We start from the raw sequence: 18,357 nt of genomic DNA on the forward strand, positions 1-18,357 counted from the left end.
TGTGGTCTTTGCGCGCCCGCCTTTGATTTGACCAACTGGTCAAACTCACGCTATCACGGGTTCACCACCAGTCAAGAAATTGCCGCGTGGCTCTTGAAAAAATCGGCTGTTTTGCCGGAAATAGGTGAAATTCCGCGCTTCCGCTGGCGGGTGCGGCAGAAACAGACAGGACGGACATGCCCGCAGACCGCGCGCCCACCCGCATTCAAAAGAAGAATCGCGCCGCCATTCTGGAGGCCGCGCTGGACGTTTTCTCCAGCCACGGCTTCCGCGGCTCCACCGTGGACCAGATCGCCAAGGCGGCGGGGCTCAGCAAACCGAACCTGCTTTACTACTTCCCGTCCAAGGAGGCGATCTTCAACGAGCTGATGGCCGGGCTGCTGGATACGTGGCTGGACCCGCTGCGGGCTTTGAACCCGGAGGGTGAGCCGCTGGAAGAAATCCTCGCCTATGTGCAGCGCAAGCTGCAGATGAGCCGGGATTTCCCGCGCGAAAGCCGGCTGTATGCCAATGAAATCGTGCAGGGCGCGCCGCGGCTGCATGATGTGATCGCTTCGGATCTGTACGTGCTGGTCGAGGAAAAGGCGCAGCTCTTGCAAGGCTGGATGGATGCAGGCCGGATCAACCGCGCCCATCCCAAGCACCTGCTGTTTTCGATCTGGTCGCTGACCCAGCACTACGCCGATTTCGACGCTCAGGTGCGCACGCTGATGGGCGACGAAGACCCGTTCGACGCCGCACCGCAATACCTGGAAACCCTTTACCGGCGGATGCTTACACCAAAAACCTGACGTAGCACTCCGGTGTGCTCACACTGCGGCAAGGACTGCGCCGCCCTGCCTATTTCCAAAACAAGCCGGATGAAAAAAGCCCCGGCCAGACAGCCGGGGCGTAAAGTCAACGGGGAGACAGCGCGCCCGCCCGGGCGCGTTTCAGTTACTCCGCGGCTGTTGCCGACGGATTGTTCGGATGCGTGGTCCAGTTGGCGTAGTCGGCCGAGACCACCTCGCCGGTGCGCTCGTCGATCTGGCCTGCCGGCACCTCTTCCATGGTGATGCAGCCCTCCACCGGGCAGACGTTCACACAAAGGTTGCAGGCGACGCATTCGTCGTCCTTCACCGTGAACACCCGGTCCTCGCTCATCGCGATTGCCTGGTGCGAGGTGTCCTCGCAGGCCGCATAGCAGCGGCCGCATTTGATGCAGTCGTCCTGGCTGATCTTCGCCTTGGTGACATAATTCAGGTCCAGATACTGCCAGTCGGTCACATTCGGCACCGCCATGCCGATGAAATCCTGGGTGGAGCTATAGCCCTTCTCGTCCATCCAGTTGGACAAGCCCGAGATCATCTCCTTCACCACGTTGAAGCCATAGGTCATGGCTGCGGTGCAGACCTGCACGTTGCCCGCGCCCAACGCCATGAACTCCGCCGCGTCGCGCCAGGTGGTGACACCGCCGATGGCAGAGATCGGCAGGCCGCGGGTTTGCGGGTCACGGGCGATTTCCGCCACCATGTTCAGCGCAATCGGCTTCACCGCCGGTCCGCAATAGCCGCCGTGGGTGCCCTTGCCGCCGATGGTCGGCTCCGGCGCCATGCTGTCGAGGTCCACCGAAGTGATCGAGTTGATGGTGTTGATCAGGCTGACCGCATCAGCATTGCCCGCATTTGCCGCGCGGGCCGGGTTGCGGATGTCGGTGATGTTCGGGGTCAGCTTCACGATCACCGGCTTGGAGTAGTATTTCTTACACCACTCGGTGACCATCTGGATGTATTCCGGCACCTGCCCCACCGCGGAGCCCATGCCGCGCTCGGCCATGCCGTGCGGGCAGCCGAAGTTCAGCTCGATCCCATCGGCGCCGGTGGCCTCGACCTGCGGCAGGATATCCTTCCAGGCCTGCTCCTCGCAGGGCACCATGATCGACACGATCACGGCACGGTCCGGGTAGTCCTTCTTGACCCGGGTGATTTCCTCCAGGTTGGTCTGCAGGGGGCGGTCGGTGATCAGCTCGATGTTGTTGAGGCCCAGCAGGCGGCGGTCGGCGCCCCAGATCGCGCCGTAACGCGGGCCGTTCACGTTCACCACAGGCGGGCCTTCGGCGCCCAGGGTCTTCCAGACCACGCCGCCCCAGCCGGCCTCGAATGCGCGGCGGACATTGTATTCCTTGTCGGTCGGCGGCGCAGAGGCCAGCCAGAACGGGTTGGGGGATTTGATACCCAGAAATTCTGTTGTCAGATCAGCCATTTGATCTCTCCTCTTAAGGCTAGCTTGGGTGCAGTGGAACCGCACCCGAACTGGCTCAGCCCATCAGGCTGGAGTGAATGTCCATTGCAGCGTCGCGGCCCTCGGCCACAGCGGTCACGGTGAGGTCCTCGCCGCCCGAGGCGCAGTCGCCCCCGGCCCAGACCCCGGCCACCGAGGTGCGCCCGCTGGCGTCCACCTTGATCTTGCGGCCCTCCAGCGCCAGCGCATCGGGCTGGCCTTCCAGCGTCTGCCCGATCGCCTTGAACACCTGATCGGCCGCCAGCCGCACGGTCTCGCCGGTGCCGGAGACCTTGCCGTCCGCGACCTCAGTATACTCCAATTCGATCTCGGCTGCCGCACCGTTGCCAAGCACCGCCTTGGGCATGACGTTGAACATCAGCTTGACGCCCTTGGAGGCCGCCAGATCCTGTTCAAAGCGGCTCGCGCCCATCTCCTCGCGGCTGCGGCGGTAGGCGATGGTGACATTTTCGGCGCCCAGGAGCTTGGACTGCACCGCCGCATCCACCGCGGTCATGCCGCCGCCGATCACCACCACGTTGCGGCCCACCGGCAGCGCGGTCAAATCCTCGGCCTGCCGCAGTTCCGCGATGAACTCCACCGCATCCCGCACGCCGTCCTTGTCCTCGCCCGGCGCCCTCAGGGCGTTGACCCCGGCAAGGCCGATGGACAGGAACACCGCGTCATAAGCCGACGTCAGCCCGTCCAGCGACAGCTCCGCGCCCAGCTTCTTGCCGTAATCCATGATGATGCCGCCGATTTGCAGCAGCCAGTCAACCTCGCGCGCGGCGAAGTCATTGGTGGTCTTGTAGGCGGCAATGCCGAATTCGTTGAGCCCGCCGGCCTTGGACTTGGTGTCATAGACGACCACGTCATGGCCCAGCATCGCCAGCCGGTGCGCCGCAGCCAGGCCCGCGGGGCCGGCACCAACCACAGCGACCTTCTTGCCGGTGGCAGCGGCGCGGGTGAAGGGATGCACGCCCTTCTCCATCAGCGTGTCGGTGGCATAGCGCTGCAGGCGGCCGATCTCGACCGGCTTGCCTTCGGCGGTTTCGCGCACACAAGCCTCTTCGCACAGCGTTTCCGTCGGGCAGACCCGGGCGCACATGCCGCCCAGGATGTTCTGTTCCAGAATGGTCCTGGCCGCGCTTTCGGGGTGGCCTGCCTGAATCTCCCGGATGAACTGGGGGATGTCGATGGTGGTCGGACAGGCGGTCATGCAGGGCGCGTCATAGCAGAAATAGCAGCGGTCCGCCGCCACGGCAGCCTCATGCGCGTCATAAGCTGGGTGCAGGTCCGAGAAATTCTCAGCGATCCCGGCAGCGTCAAGCCGCGCTGCCTGAATGCCGGATGCCTGATGGCTGGTCGCCATTGGGTGTCTCCCTGATTTTCTGTTGTTCTGATATCAGAGTGCCACAGTCTCGTTTTTTATCAACTGGTAAAATTTTTTCGCGGGGTAAAAAAATGCCGCCCCAGAAGGAGCGGCTTGCAAAGGCTTGAAATCAGACACTTATGCCGGAACGCCTTTCGGCCAATTCCGGCCTGACGTGCTAAAAACAGGGGCTCACCAGCAGCCGGAGACCGCTCAGGGCGCGTTTTCCGCCCTTTTGCCGGGCAATCCGGCGCCTTCAAACGAGGTCCCAGCGCTCTTTCTGCAAGGTCAGGACGGCATAACTGCGGTGGCCTCAATTTCGACTTTGGCCTCATCCTCGACCAGGGCGGAAACAACCACCATGGTCATCGCCGGGAAGTGATAGCCCATCACCGCGCGGTATGCTTTTCCGACTTCCGCCTGACGGGCCAGGTATTCCGCCTTGTCCGTCACATACCAGGTCAGCCGGGTGATATCCTGAGCAGAGCCGCCTGCCGTCTCGACGACCTCCAGAATGTTGCGCAGCGCCTGGCTCATCTGGCCGATGAAGTCCTGCGCTTCGAACACCTGATCCGCGGTCCAGCCGATCTGGCCGCCGACAAACAGCTGCCTGCCTTCCGCCACCATGCCGTTGGCATAGCCTTTTGCGGGCTTCCACCCTTCGGGATGCACGCTGATGGCCGGCATGGCGGAACTCCTTTGCTGATTACTGCCTGGGCTGACCTTAGCGCCGCTGCAGCATTTATTTCAAGCTTAAAATTTCTTACAGGCGGAGCCTCAAAAACAAAGCCGCGCAGGTGCGGGACCTGCGCGGCTGTTCAATTCAACTGGAAAACGCGGCTTACATGCCGAGCGCTTCCTTGTACATTTCAAGCACCGCCTCTTCTTCGGCGATGTCGTTTTCGTCACGCTTGCGCAGGGCGATGATCTTGCGCATCACCTTGGTGTCATAGCCGCGGCCCTTGGCTTCGGCCATCACCTCTTTCTGCTGTTCGGCGATGGTTTTCTTTTCTTCATCCAGCCGCTCGAACCGTTCGATGAACTGGCGCAGCTCGCCAGCGGTCACGCGGTAGTTTTCGCTTTTCTCGTCTTCTGTGATGTCCATCTGCGGCTCCGTCGAACATGCTGTCAGTTGCTGTCGGAGCAAGGGGATAGCGCCCTGCCCGCCGCGCTGCAAGAAGGGAAAGCGGCAGAGGCGATCAAAGCGGCAAAATCCGGCGCCGCTCTGGCGCAAGCGAAGCCCGCGCGCTTGCACGCGCAGACCGGATCGGCTAGGCGCATCGCAGCACGAAACCCCGCAGGAGCCTAACCATGTTCGATCTCATCGTCTGGACCGGAGCCGCCGTGTCCGTAGCCGGCCTGCTGGGACTGGTCTGGTGCATCATCAAGGTCGCCCGCGCCCGCCGCCAGCAACTGGACGACGAGGCGCTACGCGCCGTCGTGCAATCGGTGCTGCCCTACAATCTGGGCGCCCTGCTGCTGTCGGTTCTGGGGCTGATGCTGGTGATGGTGGGCATTTTCCTGGGCTGACGCCCGGGCCGCCCCATAGCGGCCTTGCCCCCGGTCAGACCGGCACGTTGTCGAACATCTCCTCAACGGCTTCTTCGCACAGCGCAGCCTCCAGGCGGCGCAGCCGGCCAGGAACCTCGGCACCGGTCTTGCGCATGTAATCCAGCAGACGGATGAACTCCGGCCGCATGGCCAGCCGTTCGGCGCCGCTTTCCTTTCGGATCCGGGTTTCCAGGCTTTCCACGGTGCTGAGCAGATCTTCTCGAGTCATGTGCAGTCCTCCCTGTGACGATCAGGTTATGACGGTATTTCACAACAGCTGCATGAATACCTGCGCAATTTGGGCATGCCGCTGCTTTTTTACGCAGAATTATCGGCCGGCTGATGGTTTTCAGGCAACTTGGCAGCCTGCGAAGGCTACCGCAGTGCAGCATCCCGATACCTTGACTTAAATCAGTTGCAGGTGATGATTCAACTGCCCATCAGCCCCGCCTGCCGGCAGGCTTGAAACATATTCTCAAATCGTTATATGAATTGCGAACCCAAGGGAGAGCACCTTATGACCCCCGCCGTCAAAGCCTTTTTCGACGAAGCCACCAACACTGTCTCCTATGTGGTGCGCGAACCGGAAGGTTCCGCCTGCGCCATCATTGATTCGGTTCTGGACTACGACCAGGCAGCGGGGCGCACCTGCACCGCATCCGCGGATGCGATCATCGCCTGGACCCGGGACGAAGGCCTGCGCGTTGAATGGATCCTGGAGAGCCATGTGCACGCCGACCATCTGTCCGCAGCGCCGTATCTGCAGAACCAGCTGGGCGGCAAGATCGGCATCGGCGACCAGATCACTGTGGTTCAGGATACCTTCGGCAAGGTGTTCAACGAAGGCACCGAATTCCAGCGCGACGGCAGCCAGTTCGACCGGCTGTTCCGCGAGGGCGACAGCTTCATGATCGGCCAGATGCGCGGTGAGGTCCTGCACACGCCCGGCCACACGCCCGCCTGCCTCACCTATGTGATCGGCGATGCGGCCTTTGTCGGCGATACCCTGTTCATGCCCGACTTCGGCACCGCCCGCTGCGATTTTCCCGGCGGATCTTCTGCGGATCTCTACAACTCGATCCAGAAGATCCTGTCCCTGCCGGATGATACCCGCATCTTTGTCGGCCACGATTACAAGGCGCCGGGGCGTGATGATTATGCGTGGGAAACCACCGTGGGCGAACAGAAGGCGCTGAACGTGCATGTCGGCTCCGGCCGCAGCATCGAGGAGTTTGTGGAAATGCGCGACGCCCGCGACGCGACGCTGGGCATGCCGCGGCTGATCCTGCCCTCGCTGCAAGTCAACATGCGCGCGGGCCAGATGCCGGAGCCGGACGAACAGGGCGATGTGTTCCTGAAGATCCCGGTCAACAAGCTCTGACCGCCAAAAACGGAGACCACACATGGAAGCGGATTGGATCTGGGGCTTGGGCGGCGGTTTGCTGATCGGGCTCGGCGGCGCGGTCTACCTGCTAGGCAACGGCCGCATCATGGGGGCCAGCGGCATACTCGGCGGGCTGCTGGATGGCAGCGGCCGCAACACCGCGGCAGAACGGACCGCCTTCATTGCCGGGGTGATCGGCATGCCGCTGTTGATCGGGCTGCTGACAGGCGGCACGCCCGACACCAATGTCACCGGCAATGCTGCGGTTCTGGTGCTGGCCGGCCTGCTGGTGGGCATCGGCACCCGGGTTGCCAATGGCTGCACGTCCGGCCACGGGGTCTGCGGCATTTCCCGCCTGTCCCTGCGCGGGATTGCGGCAGCAGCGGTCTTCATGCTGGCAGGCATCCTAACGCTCGCGGTGCTGCGCCAGATGCTGGGGGTGATCTGATGCTGCGGATTGTGCTGGCATTGCTTGCAGGCAGCCTGTTCGGGATCGGACTGATGCTGTCGGGAATGACCGACACCGCCAAGGTGCAGGGGTTCTTGGTTATCCTTGGCGATTGGGATCCCACCCTGGCCTTCGTGATGGGCGGCGCGCTGCTGCCGATGGCGCTGGCCTGGCGGCTGGCTGAAGGGCGCAAACCCGCGGCTGGCGGCAGCTTCCCCGCCCCGCCTTCTGCCGAGCTGGACAGGCGGCTTGTCCTTGGGTCGGTGCTGTTCGGCGCCGGCTGGGGGCTTGCGGGCCTCTGCCCCGGCCCGGCGATGGCTTCGCTCAGCTACAACAGCTGGCAAGGTGTCTTGTTCATGGCGGCGATGGCCTGCGGCATGATGGCCGCGCCAAGGCTCAGCCGGCATCTGGACCGGGCCGCTGCAAACGCGTAAAGACTCGGGCCATGGATGCACGCGTAATCACCCCCCGCTATTCGGTCTCGCCGCAGATCTCGGCCGAGGACCTGCCCGCCATTGCCGATGCCGGCTACAAGACGGTGATCTGCAACCGCCCGGACGAGGAAGTGCCGCCCAGCCACCAGGCTGAGGCGATCCGCGCTGCCGCCGAGGCCGCGGGCCTGCGGTTCGAGGTGCTGCCGCTGACCCATCAGACGATGACACCGGAAAACGTGGCCCTGCAGCGCGAACTGTATGAAGCCTGCGAAGGCCCGGTGCTGGCCTATTGCGCCTCCGGCACCCGCTGTTCGGTGGTCTGGGCGCTGAGCCAGGCCTGCGATATGGCTGCCGACGACATTCTGCAGAAAACCCAGGCTGCGGGCTATCAGCTGGACGGGCTGCGCCCGGCGCTGGAGTCGCTGGCGAGCAGGTGATCGCAGCACGCCCTGTGTTGCGCTAACAGGTTGTTTGGCCCGTGCACGCCGGGCAACCCGTCAGGAAAAATCCTAAGATAATAGGGCTTATGCTGCGCCTTTAAGGTGAACCTTGAGGAGGCGCAGAAGTTTTCCGCCAGTGTTCAGGCGCTTCCGTCTGCACCGCGGGCTAGGCAAGGCTGGAAGCCGTCCGGGGTCGTTTGCGCCTGACCCGCTGCCGCCGCGGCCCTGGTTTCCAGCGCACGGCCGGCCTTCCCCTTCGGGATCTCAGCTTTCAGGCAGCGCGCTGTCCAACCCGGCCAGCTGGGAGATTTCATCCGCATCCCCGGCAGCAAAATCGCCAAGGTCACCGGCCGGGAAATCCGGCAGGTCGGGAAGATCCGGCAAATCGGGCAAGCCGCCGTCCAGCCCGTCCATGCTCAGCGCGCCGTCGCCTTCGAGCACAGGCATGCCCATGGCGTCCATTCCGCCGTCGGGAGCACCGTCCAAACTACCGCCCGGGTCACCGCCGAGGCCCGCGTCAAAGCCGTCTCCGCCAAGCGCGGGCAAACCGTCGCCGCCGCCCGCGTCCAAAACAGCGGCATCCAGGTCCGGCCCTGCGTCCAGCGCGGGCAGACCCATATTATCCATCGGGTCCTGAAGCCCCTGGGCAGCAATTCCCATGTCCAGATCCATCGCCGGTGTTGCGTCCGGCAGCGGCGGCATGCCGCCGCTTTCGGAAAACGCTGCGGCCTCCGCACTGCCGTCTGCAGGGCGGCCGTTTCTGGGCGGGTGCAGGCGCACGGCCCGCGATCCGTTCATCTGGCCAAGGCGCCCCTGCGCCACCGGCGTGCCGCCGATGGTCAGCAGGTCCGTTTCATAAAGAAACGCCGCATCCAGCGGGATCGTGTCGCCGATCTGCAGGCTGGCGAATTTCTGCACCGGCACCCGCATCCTGCACAGGACCGCCGTCAGCTCTGCCCGGATCGAATCGAGGTTGGCCCCAAGAGACGGGCCATTGGCGCTGCCGCTGCCGTCCTGCAATTCCGCTGCCGTGGGTTCCGGCAGGATCAGCTTCATCACGCCCTGCATGGCACCGCTGGCAAGGTCCAGGGTCAGCTCAATCACCCGGTAGTCATCAGCCTCCATCCCCAGCACCAGGCTGCGCACGTTTTCGACCTGGGCGCCAAAGCGGTAACCGGAAAAAAGGGATTGGTCCGCCTGGCCGTCCAGCATCGCCACAACCTTGGCAAAGCTGCGCTCCAGGAAGTCCGCGGTCATTGCTGCATCGGTGGGGGTGTAGTGGCGCTCGGACGGCGCCTTGCCGATCACCGCCCCGATGGTCTGCTGCTGAATCAGCGCCGTCACCGTGGCGGCGTCCATGCTGGCCGCCCCCAGCCGCCCCTGCGGGCAATCCAGCACCACCAGGAGATCCTTGTCCGACAGCTGCTCGGCCAGGTCTTCGGACAACCGGTTGGACTGGCGCGCCGCCAGCACCGCCATCGGCAGATTGCACAGGTCCGCGGCCGCGCGCGCGACCGACCGGCGCAACGCCTTCAGCGTCAGGGAACTGGTCAGCCCCCCGGCGCCTTCCTTGGTCGCCGCCAGCTTGCGTGCAAGCACACTTTGCCTGCCGCTGCCTGCCTCTGCTGCTTCTGTCTCAGACATAGGCTGTTCAACCTGCCCCTTGCGCGTCCCGTTTCCCCGGTTTTAACCGAAAAGGGGTTAACAACTTCTGTATTCCCAAAGCCGTTTACGCCGCCTTTTCGCCCGCGGCGGGAAGGGAAACCCGGAAGGCGCCGCCGCCGCGTCCCGGCAAATAGGACACATCGCCGCCCAGCCGTTGCATGACCTCGCGGCAGATCGCCAAACCAAGGCCGGCGCCGCCCGCGCGTTCCGGGCTGACCCGCGCAAATTTCTCGAAAATCATCTGCTGGGCACCTGCTGGCACGCCGCTGCCGTTGTCGGTGAAATCAACATGCAGACGCCCCCCGGAGACCGAGGCGGAGACCGTCAGTTCCGGCTGCTCTGCGTCGCAGTATTTCTGGGCGTTGGCGATCAGGTTGATGAACACCTGAGCCAGCCGGTCCAGATCAGAGGAAATGCGGAAACCTTCCGCTTCCGGGCTGCGCCGGACCGTCAGCGGCTGCTCCGATCCTGCCAGCGCGGCAGCGACGGCATGATCCAGCACCTCGGACAGCGTGCCCGCCGTGATGTTGAGGCTGACCTGGCCGCTTTCCAGCACGCTGAGGTCCAGCAAATCATTCAGCAGCCGGGTCAGCCGCAGGGTTTCGTCGTGAATGATTCCGGCATAGCGGCGCTGCTCTTGCGTGTCGAGCTGCCCGGCATCGCGCAGGATCTCGGAAAACGCCCGGATCGACGTCATCGGGGTCCGCAACTCATGGCTGACCTGGCTCAGGAAAGCGTCCTTCTGCTCGGAAAGTTGAGTGAGTTTCTCATTTGTTTCCCGCAGCTTGCGCGCCGTTGCTGACAGCTCCGCCGATTGCGCCTCAAGGCGGCTGGAATATTCCAGCATCTGCGCCGTTTCGTCCGCCACGGCCAGTAGATCGGCTACCGAAACTGAGGATCCGCCAGCGATCTGACCGATCATCGCATGCGCCGCCGCCGCCCCGATGGAGGCGCTGAGCTCCCGTTCCAGCCGCTCCAGAAAGACGGGCGTCGGCTCCGGCAAGGGACCGCGGCCGCCCTGGCGCATCCGCTCGCGCTGGAAGAACGCCTGCGCCTCTGTGGCGCCCAGGATCCGCTGAGACATGATCATCAGATCCTCGCATTGCGCCACCGATCCGGTCCAGCCGCGCGGCCCCGCCGAATGGTCGAACACATTGACGAATTGGGCGCCCTGCAGCCGCTCCAGCGGGCTGGGGAAGCTCATCAGCGAGACCAGGCAGAACACCAGCGCATTGAGGCTCATCGACCACATCACCGCATGGACCGTGGGGTCCAGGCCTTCGATCCCGAACAGCGCCTCAGGCCGCAGCCAGCTGAGCCCGAACAACCCATAGCGCAGGATGTGCTCCGGCAGCAGCCCGCCGCCCAGGGCCGGCAGCAGCATGGTGTAAAGCCAGATCCCGAAGCCGACAGTGAGCCCCGCCAAGGCGCCGCTGCGGGTGGCGCCGCGCCAGAACAGGCCGCCCACAAGCGCAGGCAGCAGCTGCGCCACCCCGGCAAAGGAGATCAGGCCGATGGCTGCCAGCGCCGCGGCGCCCCCGGAGAGGTGGTAATAGAAATACCCCAGCGCCATGATCGCCGCGATCGACACCCGCCGCGACAGCAGCACCACGTCGCGCACGTCGCCCGAAACCGAGGCTCGGCGGTTCTGCAGCCGCAGCCAGACCGGCATCACGATGTGGTTCGACACCATCGTCGACAGCGCCATGGCTGCCACGATCACCATCGAGGTGGCCGAGGAAAACCCGCCCAGAAAAGAGAACATCGCCAGCCCCTGCTGCCCTTGCTGCAGCGGCACCGTCAGCACGAACATGTCGGGGTTGGAGCCGGCCGGCAGCAGATCCAGGCCGACCACGGCAATCGGCACCACGAACATGGAAATCAGCAGCAGGTACAGCGGAAACGCCCAGGAGGCGATGCGCAGGTGGCGTTCGTCCTCGTTCTCCACCACCATCACCTGGAACATCCGCGGCAGGCAGATGAAAGCCGCGGCGGCCAGAAAAGTGATCGTCGCCCAGCGGCTGCCATCGACATTCCACTGCCCGATCTGAGAGGCGTCGATACGCGCCAGCGTTTCGCCGACGCCGCCGGCAATGCCCCAGACAACAAAGATCCCGACCGCCAGCAAGGCCGCCAGTTTGACAATCGCCTCCAGCGCAACGGCGGTTACCACCCCATGGTGGCGCTCATTGGCGTTGAGGTTGCGGGTGCCGAACAGAATGGCAAACACCGCCAGCCCCGCAGCAACCCAGAACACGATGGAGGTTTCGTTGTATCCCCGCAGCGGGTCGGCCTCGGCGAAGATTGCAAAGGACAGAGTAACAGATTGCAATTGCAGGGAAATATACGGGGTGACGCCAATCACCGCCAGAATGGTCACCCCGGCGGCCAGCAGGTTCGACTTGCCATAGCGCGAGGACAGGAGGTCAGCGATGGAGGTGATCCGCTGGCTGCGCCCGATCCGGACCAGCTTGCGCAGACCCCACCACCAGCAGATCATCACCAGCGACGGGCCGAGGTAAATGGTCACGAACTCCAGCCCCGACCGCGCCGCATAGCCGACGGCGCCGTAAAAGGTCCAGGCTGTACAATAGATCGACAGCGACAGCGTGTAGATCAGCGGCGAGCGCATCCAGGCGGCACTGCGGCCGCGGCTTGCCATGCGGTCGGCCCAGAAGGCGATGAAGAACAGAAAGGCCACATAGGCCAGGCAGACAAAGGCAAGGACGTTGAGAGAGGCCATCAGCTGTCCTCCGTTCCGTCCGGGTCCAGGCTTGGGCTGCCGGCCCCGTCCGGCCCGCCACCGGTCCAGTGGTCGGCCCACCGCTGCACCGCCAGGCTGAACACGAAACAGGCGGCGATCAGGCCGATCCAGACGGCAAAGACATAGATGATGGCAACCGACATGCTGACCCCGCCGCGCGCCGCCGGATGGGCCGAGGCCTCGGGCCACAAAAGCGGCAGCGCCAGCAGCAGCGCCCCCAGCACCGGCAGCAGCCTGGAAATGTCCATCAGCCGGCGGCGGCGGTAGGTCTGGCGCTCGGTGCGGGTGCCCGCCTGTTCTTCGCCGCTTCCCAGCGCCATGGCGCCGTTATCCCTGCCCGGCCTGGGCGTGCAGGTCGCGTACCGCGGTCAGCACCTCGGCGTTGGAGAACGGTTTGGTCATGAACCGGGTCACACCTGCCTTCTCCGCCATTTCGCGGTCCCGCATCTGGCCGCGGGCTGTCAGCATCAGCACCGGCAGGGACTGCATGCCCTCCACCGTGCGCAGCTCCCGCACGATTTCCAGGCCGCTCTTGCCGGGCAGCATCAGGTCAAGAATCACCAGGTCCGGCCCCGCGTCCCGGATCACCTCAACCGCAGTTGCACCGTCGGTATGTGCGTCCACGCTCCAGCCGTCGCGCATCAGCAGAAACCGGATCGCCTCGGTAATGTTCGGCTCATCTTCAATCAGAACAACATGCCTGCCCATCAGCAGAATTTCCTCCCGGCGCGGCCCTGCGGCCTGGACAGCCCGGACACGCGGTTATTTTTGCGCAGGTTAGCCGCCTGCCCGCCTGAGTGTCAAAACTCTTCCTTCAGGATCGACGGCTCGCGTCGCGCCGGACAGCCCTGGCGCGGGCAGATCCGGCAACTAGCGCCGACCGGCTGGGGATCCTGCGCGTCCTTCGCCCCTGGCAGGATCAGCATCACCGCGCGGTACAGTGGATCTTCGCCGAAATCCGGCTGATTCTGCATCCAGGCCGTGGCCATGCAATCAAAGGCCGCGGCATTGCGCCCGTGCTGGACCACGTTGCGCCTGACCGGCATATTCGGCTGCACCAAGGCAGTATAGAGCGGCCACAGCGGGCAGGAGGCGCCAAAGCGTGGCATCGCGAATCCTGTCACGGGCTTGCGGAACAGCAGCGTGCCGGAAGCATCGCAGATCGCCAGCCCTGACTCCTGGCCCAGCACCTCCTCCGGCAGCGCCGCCAGACGGCGCAGCACCGCAGGCAGCGCGCAGTTGAACCGGCGGGCCAGGGCAACCGGATCAATCCCGCTAGCGGCGATCTCCTGCTCCAGCGCCCGCAGCGGCATTGCCCGGGCATCGGAGCGGTATTGCTCCAGCGCTGCTACCGCCAGGCTGCGCACCGCCTCACCGGTCAGGTCAGGCTCATCCAGCACCAGATCCTCTGGCGTGGCAGAGCCGTCTTCGAGGGCCGGGAAATGAAAGCCGTTGCTCAGGAAAAACGCCTCCGCTTCCTCCTGCGGCATGCCGCGGCGGTCTGCACCTGTGCCCTCCTCATCCAGAAAGCTCACCAGCGCCCGGCTGCTTTCGGACAAACGCAGCGAATCCTCGTTGAGGTTCTTGTGGAAACGGTCGCGCCATTCCGGCTCCAGCTCGCCGGTTTCCGCAAGGATCGACGCGGTGGAGCGGATCGCGGCGGCGGTTGACAGCACCTCATGCACCGAAGCTGCAAGGTTGGGGTCATGGGTCAGCCGGTCCGACAGGGTTTCCACCGTCCGTTCCAGGGTGGCGATGCGGCGGTGGCCCGCCGCCAGAACTTCTGCCCAGCCTGGAAAGCGGCCGGCGAATTCATCGACCCGGTCCAGTTCCGCAATCGGCACACCGCTGTCCGCCGCGGCCTCCCGCAAGGTCGAGATCAGCGCCGCCTCTGCCCCCTCGCTGAGCATCGACGGTTCCACTCCCAGCACCCCGGCTAGCCCGACCAGCAGCTTGCCGCCGATTCTGCGGCGGTTGTGCTCGATCAGGTTGAGATAGGAGGGTGAAATCCCCGCCTCCCGCGCCAGTTCGGCCTGGCGCATGCCAAGGATCAGCCTGCGTTCGCGGATCCGGCTGCCGGTCAGGGTGTCGCGTGCCATGCTGGGGGGCCTCCCAAAACACTTCCATTTCAACGGCTTTCTGCAACGCAAAATAACTTTGTTTACAGATCACCCCGAAATACTGTTCAGTTCTTTACAGAATTTTCAAGCTGGAAAAGGGTTTTATTGCCTGAGTTTACATGAGCCTCTCATACTGATTTTGCACGCAATGTGCTGGTACCGCGCAGAAGTGAGGAGCTGCAAGGCACCAATCATATCAGGGAGGAATACATGTCTGAATTTGACGTTTCGCGCCGCAGAGTCTTGAAGACCGGCGCAATTGCAGGCGCCGGCGTGGCGCTGCCGACCATCTTTACAGCCTCTTCCGCCGCGGCCTTTACCAATGAGCCGACCGGCGGCACCGTCACCCTGGGCTTCAACGTGCCCCAGACCGGCCCCTACGCTGACGAAGGCGCCGACGAGCTGCGCGCCTATGAGCTGGCGGTCGAGCACCTGAACGGCGGCGGCGACGGCGGCATGATGAACACCTTCAGCTCCAAGGCGCTGCAAGGGAGCGGCATCCTGGGCAAGAAGGTCGAGTACGTGACCGGCGACACCCAAACCAAATCGGATGCTGCCCGCGCTTCTGCCAAGTCGATGATCGAGAAGGACGGCGCGGTGATGATCACCGGCGGCTCCTCTTCCGGCGTTGCCATCGCAGTGCAGGGTCTCTGCCAGGAGGCAGGCGTGATTTTCATGGCCGGCCTGACCCACTCCAACGACACCACCGGCAAGGACAAGAAGGCCAATGGCTTCCGCCATTTCTTCAACGGCTACATGTCGGGTGCGGCGCTGGCGCCGGTGCTGAAGAACCTCTATGGCACCGACCGGGTCGCCTATCACCTGACCGCCGACTACACTTGGGGCTGGACCCAGGAGGAATCGATCGCCGCCGCAACCGAGGCGCTGGGATGGCAGACCGTGAACAAGGTCCGCACCCCGCTGGCCGCAACTGACTTCTCCTCCTACATCGCCCCGGTGCTGAACTCCGGCGCCGACGTGCTGGTGCTGAACCACTACGGCGGCAACATGGTCAACTCGCTGACCAACGCGGTGCAGTTCGGCCTGCGCGAGAAAGTGGTGAATGGCAAGAACTTCGAAATCGTCGTGCCGCTCTACTCCCGCCTGATGGCCAAGGGCGCAGGCGAGAACGTGAAGGGCATCCACGGTTCCACCAACTGGCACTGGACGCTGCAGGATGAAGGCTCCAAGGCCTTCGTGAAATCCTTCGGCACCAAATACGGCTTCCCGCCGAGCCAGGCGGCGCACACCTGCTATGTGCAGACCCTGCTCTATGCGGATGCCGTGGAGCGGGCCGGCAGCTTCAACCCCTGCGCCGTCGTGGAAGCGTTGGAAGGCTTCGAGTTCGACGGCATGGGCAACGGCCCGACCCTCTACCGCGCCGAAGACCACCAGTGCTTCAAGGATGTTCTTGTGGTGCGCGGCAAGGAAAACCCGACCTCCGAATTCGACCTTCTGGAAGTGGTCGAGGTCACCCCGCGGGCGCAAGTGGAATACGCACCGGACCACCCGATGTTCGCCGGCGGCAACTTGGGCGCCTGCAACCCGGGCGCATAAGCCAGCCACAGGGCACCGGAATATTGCGAAAATTCCGGGCCGGAGTCCGCACCGGACTCCGGCTGCCCCAACCGGCCCGTCCGCTCCCCCGCCGGACGGGCCCTCCCCAACCTGACGCACGGTGGGACCCATGGACGCCATTCTCCTGCAAATCCTGAACGGGCTTGACAAAGGCTCGGCCTATGCGCTGATCGCGCTGGGTTTGACACTCATCTTCGGCACGCTGGGCGTGGTGAACTTTGCCCATGGGGCACTGTTCATGATCGGCGCCTTCTGCGCCGTCACCCTGCAGCGCATCCTGAATCTCAGCTTTGAGCTCGTGGACGAAACCCAGACGGACTTCCTGGGCAATCCGCTCAAGGTCAAGACACCCTATGTGGAGGCCTGGTTCGGCCCCGATATCGGCGGCAGTATCATCGACTGGGCGGTTCCGCTGGCGATTCTCTTTGCCATCCCGATCATGATCGGCGTCGGCTATGTAATGGAACGCGGGCTGATCAAGCATTTCTACAAGCGCCCCCATGCGGACCAGATCCTGGTGACCTTCGGCCTCGCCATCGTGCTGCAGGAAGTGGTCAAATACTTCTACGGGGCCAACCCGATCCAGACCCCGGCGCCGGACGCGCTGAACGGCGTGGTAAACCTGGGCGCGGCCATCGGCATGGACATCATCTATCCGGTCTGGCGCGTGGTCTACTTCTTCTTTGCTGTGCTGATCATCGGCGGCATCTTCAGCTTCCTGCAGTTCACCACCTTCGGCATGGTGGTGCGGGCCGGCATGGCAGACCGCGAGACGGTGGGCCTTTTGGGCATCAACATCGACCGCCGCTTCACCATCATGTTCGGCATCGCCGCCGCCGTCGCGGGCCTGGCCGGTGTCATGTACACGCCGATCAACTCGCCCAACTACCACATGGGCATGGACTTCCTGGTCCTCAGCTTCGTGGTAGTGGTTGTCGGCGGCATGGGCTCCCTGCCCGGCGCGGTACTGGCAGGCTTCCTGCTGGGCGTGCTCGAAAGCTTTGCCTCGATGAACGAGATCAAATCTCTGATCCCCGGCATCGACCAGATCATCATCTATGTGGTCGCAATCATCATTCTGCTGACCCGTCCGCGGGGCCTGATGGGCCGCAAAGGCGTGATGGAGGACTAAGACATGTTCGGACTGGATAAAAAAGACACTTCTTTGCTGATCATCGTCGCCTGCCTGACGCTGTTCGCCCCGTTCATCCTGAACCCCTTCCCGACCGGCAGCGCCATGGCGCAGTTCAACGCGGGCTATCCGGACCTGATGCAGCGTTTCGTGATCTTCGGGATCTTCGCCATCGGTTTCAACATCCTGTTCGGCCTCACCGGCTACCTGTCGTTCGGCCACGCGGCCTTCCTCGGCGCCGGCTCCTACTCCGCCGTCTGGATGTTCAAGCTCATTGGCATGAACGTGATCCCGGCTATTGTGCTGTCGGTCATCGTCGCGGGCCTGTTCGCCCTGCTCATTGGCTTTATCAGCCTGCGCCGCTCGGGCATCTACTTCTCGATCCTGACGCTGGCCTTCGCGCAGATGTCCTTTAACCTGGCCTATTCGGTGCTGACCCCGATCACCAACGGTGAGACCGGCCTGCAGCTGACGCTGGAAGATCCCCGGATCCTGGGTGTCTCCGCCACCGCGGACGGCTCGATTCCGGTGACCAACCTGTTCGGGCTGGAAATGCGCTCCACCTTCGAATTGGCTGTCGGCCCCTGGGCCTTCCAGTTCAATGCCGGCTACTACCTGTGCGCGCTGATCATGCTGGCTGCCTTCTATCTGGCGATCCGCATCTTCCGCTCGCCTTTCGGCATGATGCTGCGGGCAGTGAAATCGAACCAGCAGCGGATGAACTACACCGGTCTCAACACCCGTCCCTATACCTTGGCGGCCTTTGTGATCTCCGGCATGTACGCGGGTCTTGCAGGCGGGCTGATGGCCTCGATGGACCCGCTGGCGGGCGCTGAGCGGATGCAGTGGACCGCCTCCGGCGAGGTGGTGCTGATGACCATCCTGGGCGGAGCCGGCACGCTGATCGGCCCGGTGCTGGGCGCAGGCTTCATCAAGTACTTCGAGAACATCTTCTCCAAGATCAACGACAACGTGCTGCACACCTGGTTCAGCTTCCTGCCGGACGGGATGGAGGACGCAGTAGTCTTCATCATCCACCCCTTCATCGGCAAGGGCTGGCACCTGACCCTGGGCATTCTGTTCATGCTGGTGGTGATCTTCCTGCCCGGCGGCCTGGTCGAAGGCGGACAGCGGATCAAGGGCTGGCTCAGCCGCCGCAAGGCCAAAGACGGCGGCAAGGCCGCTGGCGAAACCAACCCCGCGGAATAAG

Annotated in this window: 19 protein-coding genes; 9 read left to right on the plus strand and 10 right to left on the minus strand. The window is 63.9% G+C overall.

Translation table 11 applies throughout. The annotated features are described in order from the left end of the window. The first annotated feature begins 176 nt into the window (after positions 1–176). On the plus strand, positions 177–791 hold the full coding sequence (locus tag AC58NV_RS03650; RefSeq protein WP_497225925.1) for a TetR family transcriptional regulator C-terminal domain-containing protein: 615 nt from the start codon (positions 177–179) through the stop codon (positions 789–791). A 145-nt stretch (positions 792–936) separates the two neighbouring features. Here AC58NV_RS03650 and preA read toward each other — a convergent pair whose 3' ends face one another. The 4 genes from preA to AC58NV_RS03670 form a co-directional block, all read right to left on the minus strand. Continuing rightward, complete coding sequence (gene preA, locus AC58NV_RS03655) at positions 937–2,241, minus strand: NAD-dependent dihydropyrimidine dehydrogenase subunit PreA (RefSeq protein ID WP_497225926.1); 1,305 nt, start codon at positions 2,239–2,241, stop codon at positions 937–939. Between the two features lie 55 nt (positions 2,242–2,296). Continuing rightward, complete coding sequence (locus tag AC58NV_RS03660; protein ID WP_497225927.1) at positions 2,297–3,631, minus strand: NAD(P)-dependent oxidoreductase; 1,335 nt, start codon at positions 3,629–3,631, stop codon at positions 2,297–2,299. Positions 3,632–3,919: 288 nt separating this feature from the next. Then, entirely contained in the window at positions 3,920–4,318 is a 399-nt protein-coding gene (locus tag AC58NV_RS03665; RefSeq protein ID WP_497225928.1) for a RidA family protein, read from the minus strand. 154 nt (positions 4,319–4,472) lie between these two features. After that, positions 4,473–4,736 (minus strand): DUF2312 domain-containing protein, encoded by a 264-nt coding sequence (locus AC58NV_RS03670; protein ID WP_008553759.1) that lies wholly within the window; start codon positions 4,734–4,736, stop codon positions 4,473–4,475. Between the two features lie 206 nt (positions 4,737–4,942). On the opposite strand from AC58NV_RS03670, the gene AC58NV_RS03675 reads away from it, so the two are divergent. Further along, the gene (locus AC58NV_RS03675; RefSeq protein ID WP_366661737.1) at positions 4,943–5,161 is read left to right on the plus strand and encodes a hypothetical protein; all 219 of its coding nucleotides are present in this window, start codon (positions 4,943–4,945) and stop codon (positions 5,159–5,161) included. Between the two features lie 34 nt (positions 5,162–5,195). Here the strand turns inward: AC58NV_RS03675 and AC58NV_RS03680 are convergent, their stop codons facing one another. Continuing rightward, a complete protein-coding gene (locus AC58NV_RS03680; protein ID WP_174144504.1) occupies positions 5,196–5,411 on the minus strand; it encodes a hypothetical protein in 216 nt (71 codons plus the stop codon). 288 nt (positions 5,412–5,699) lie between these two features. On the opposite strand from AC58NV_RS03680, the gene AC58NV_RS03685 reads away from it, so the two are divergent. The 4 genes from AC58NV_RS03685 to AC58NV_RS03700 are packed head-to-tail and all read left to right on the plus strand — an operon-like array spanning position 5,700 to position 7,885. Then, positions 5,700–6,563: an MBL fold metallo-hydrolase gene (locus AC58NV_RS03685; protein ID WP_497225929.1), complete on the plus strand. Its 864-nt coding sequence runs from the start codon at positions 5,700–5,702 to the stop codon at positions 6,561–6,563. 22 nt (positions 6,564–6,585) lie between these two features. After that, positions 6,586–7,014 (plus strand): YeeE/YedE family protein, encoded by a 429-nt coding sequence (locus AC58NV_RS03690; RefSeq protein WP_497225930.1) that lies wholly within the window; start codon positions 6,586–6,588, stop codon positions 7,012–7,014. Beyond that, positions 7,014–7,448 carry a DUF6691 family protein gene (locus AC58NV_RS03695; protein ID WP_497225931.1) on the plus strand — a complete coding sequence of 145 codons (435 nt, stop codon included), beginning with the start codon at positions 7,014–7,016 and terminating at the stop codon, positions 7,446–7,448. The genes AC58NV_RS03690 and AC58NV_RS03695 overlap by 1 nt, the downstream gene beginning before the upstream one ends. An 11-nt stretch (positions 7,449–7,459) precedes the next feature. After that, positions 7,460–7,885, plus strand: coding sequence for a protein tyrosine phosphatase family protein (locus tag AC58NV_RS03700; protein ID WP_497225932.1), 426 nt, complete (start codon positions 7,460–7,462; stop codon positions 7,883–7,885). A gap of 267 nt (positions 7,886–8,152) precedes the next feature. Here AC58NV_RS03700 and AC58NV_RS03705 read toward each other — a convergent pair whose 3' ends face one another. The 5 genes from AC58NV_RS03705 to AC58NV_RS03725 all read right to left on the minus strand — a co-directional run bounded on the left by AC58NV_RS03705 (position 8,153) and on the right by AC58NV_RS03725 (position 14,416). Then, positions 8,153–9,532 carry a FliM/FliN family flagellar motor switch protein gene (locus AC58NV_RS03705; protein WP_497225933.1) on the minus strand — a complete coding sequence of 460 codons (1,380 nt, stop codon included), beginning with the start codon at positions 9,530–9,532 and terminating at the stop codon, positions 8,153–8,155. 85 nt (positions 9,533–9,617) lie between these two features. Further along, positions 9,618–12,296, minus strand: coding sequence for an ATP-binding protein (locus tag AC58NV_RS03710; protein WP_497225934.1), 2,679 nt, complete (start codon positions 12,294–12,296; stop codon positions 9,618–9,620). Continuing rightward, the gene (locus tag AC58NV_RS03715; RefSeq protein WP_497225935.1) at positions 12,296–12,637 is read right to left on the minus strand and encodes a hypothetical protein; all 342 of its coding nucleotides are present in this window, start codon (positions 12,635–12,637) and stop codon (positions 12,296–12,298) included. The genes AC58NV_RS03710 and AC58NV_RS03715 overlap by 1 nt, the downstream gene beginning before the upstream one ends. 7 nt (positions 12,638–12,644) lie before the next feature. Further along, entirely contained in the window at positions 12,645–13,025 is a 381-nt protein-coding gene (locus AC58NV_RS03720; protein WP_174144490.1) for a response regulator transcription factor, read from the minus strand. 92 nt (positions 13,026–13,117) lie between these two features. Further along, positions 13,118–14,416, minus strand: coding sequence for a helix-turn-helix domain-containing protein (locus AC58NV_RS03725; protein ID WP_497225936.1), 1,299 nt, complete (start codon positions 14,414–14,416; stop codon positions 13,118–13,120). A gap of 231 nt (positions 14,417–14,647) precedes the next feature. On the opposite strand from AC58NV_RS03725, the gene AC58NV_RS03730 reads away from it, so the two are divergent. The 3 genes from AC58NV_RS03730 (at position 14,648) to AC58NV_RS03740 (ending at position 18,356) form a co-directional block, all read left to right on the plus strand. Further along, entirely contained in the window at positions 14,648–15,994 is a 1,347-nt protein-coding gene (locus AC58NV_RS03730; protein WP_497225937.1) for a substrate-binding protein, read from the plus strand. Between the two features lie 130 nt (positions 15,995–16,124). Continuing rightward, positions 16,125–17,147, plus strand: coding sequence for a branched-chain amino acid ABC transporter permease (locus AC58NV_RS03735; protein WP_497225938.1), 1,023 nt, complete (start codon positions 16,125–16,127; stop codon positions 17,145–17,147). A gap of 3 nt (positions 17,148–17,150) precedes the next feature. Continuing rightward, positions 17,151–18,356, plus strand: coding sequence for a branched-chain amino acid ABC transporter permease (locus AC58NV_RS03740; protein WP_366661748.1), 1,206 nt, complete (start codon positions 17,151–17,153; stop codon positions 18,354–18,356). The last annotated feature ends 1 nt before the right edge of the window (position 18,357 follow it).

The sequence above is a fragment of the Leisingera sp. ANG49 genome (genome assembly GCF_059694505.1).

What these genes read in the sequence shown, in the direction of transcription:
- AC58NV_RS03650 (WP_497225925.1), top strand. Translation starts at nt 177, where the DNA reads ATGCCCGCAGACCGCGCGCCCACCCGCATTCAAAAGAAGAATCGCGCC.
- preA (WP_497225926.1), bottom strand. Translation starts at nt 2,241, where the DNA reads ATGGCTGATCTGACAACAGAATTTCTGGGTATCAAATCCCCCAACCCG.
- AC58NV_RS03660 (WP_497225927.1), bottom strand. Translation starts at nt 3,631, where the DNA reads ATGGCGACCAGCCATCAGGCATCCGGCATTCAGGCAGCGCGGCTTGAC.
- AC58NV_RS03665 (WP_497225928.1), bottom strand. Translation starts at nt 4,318, where the DNA reads ATGCCGGCCATCAGCGTGCATCCCGAAGGGTGGAAGCCCGCAAAAGGC.
- AC58NV_RS03670 (WP_008553759.1), bottom strand. Translation starts at nt 4,736, where the DNA reads ATGGACATCACAGAAGACGAGAAAAGCGAAAACTACCGCGTGACCGCT.
- AC58NV_RS03675 (WP_366661737.1), top strand. Translation starts at nt 4,943, where the DNA reads ATGTTCGATCTCATCGTCTGGACCGGAGCCGCCGTGTCCGTAGCCGGC.
- AC58NV_RS03680 (WP_174144504.1), bottom strand. Translation starts at nt 5,411, where the DNA reads ATGACTCGAGAAGATCTGCTCAGCACCGTGGAAAGCCTGGAAACCCGG.
- AC58NV_RS03685 (WP_497225929.1), top strand. Translation starts at nt 5,700, where the DNA reads ATGACCCCCGCCGTCAAAGCCTTTTTCGACGAAGCCACCAACACTGTC.
- AC58NV_RS03690 (WP_497225930.1), top strand. Translation starts at nt 6,586, where the DNA reads ATGGAAGCGGATTGGATCTGGGGCTTGGGCGGCGGTTTGCTGATCGGG.
- AC58NV_RS03695 (WP_497225931.1), top strand. Translation starts at nt 7,014, where the DNA reads ATGCTGCGGATTGTGCTGGCATTGCTTGCAGGCAGCCTGTTCGGGATC.
- AC58NV_RS03700 (WP_497225932.1), top strand. Translation starts at nt 7,460, where the DNA reads ATGGATGCACGCGTAATCACCCCCCGCTATTCGGTCTCGCCGCAGATC.
- AC58NV_RS03705 (WP_497225933.1), bottom strand. Translation starts at nt 9,532, where the DNA reads ATGTCTGAGACAGAAGCAGCAGAGGCAGGCAGCGGCAGGCAAAGTGTG.
- AC58NV_RS03710 (WP_497225934.1), bottom strand. Translation starts at nt 12,296, where the DNA reads ATGGCCTCTCTCAACGTCCTTGCCTTTGTCTGCCTGGCCTATGTGGCC.
- AC58NV_RS03715 (WP_497225935.1), bottom strand. Translation starts at nt 12,637, where the DNA reads ATGGCGCTGGGAAGCGGCGAAGAACAGGCGGGCACCCGCACCGAGCGC.
- AC58NV_RS03720 (WP_174144490.1), bottom strand. Translation starts at nt 13,025, where the DNA reads ATGGGCAGGCATGTTGTTCTGATTGAAGATGAGCCGAACATTACCGAG.
- AC58NV_RS03725 (WP_497225936.1), bottom strand. Translation starts at nt 14,416, where the DNA reads ATGGCACGCGACACCCTGACCGGCAGCCGGATCCGCGAACGCAGGCTG.
- AC58NV_RS03730 (WP_497225937.1), top strand. Translation starts at nt 14,648, where the DNA reads ATGTCTGAATTTGACGTTTCGCGCCGCAGAGTCTTGAAGACCGGCGCA.
- AC58NV_RS03735 (WP_497225938.1), top strand. Translation starts at nt 16,125, where the DNA reads ATGGACGCCATTCTCCTGCAAATCCTGAACGGGCTTGACAAAGGCTCG.
- AC58NV_RS03740 (WP_366661748.1), top strand. Translation starts at nt 17,151, where the DNA reads ATGTTCGGACTGGATAAAAAAGACACTTCTTTGCTGATCATCGTCGCC.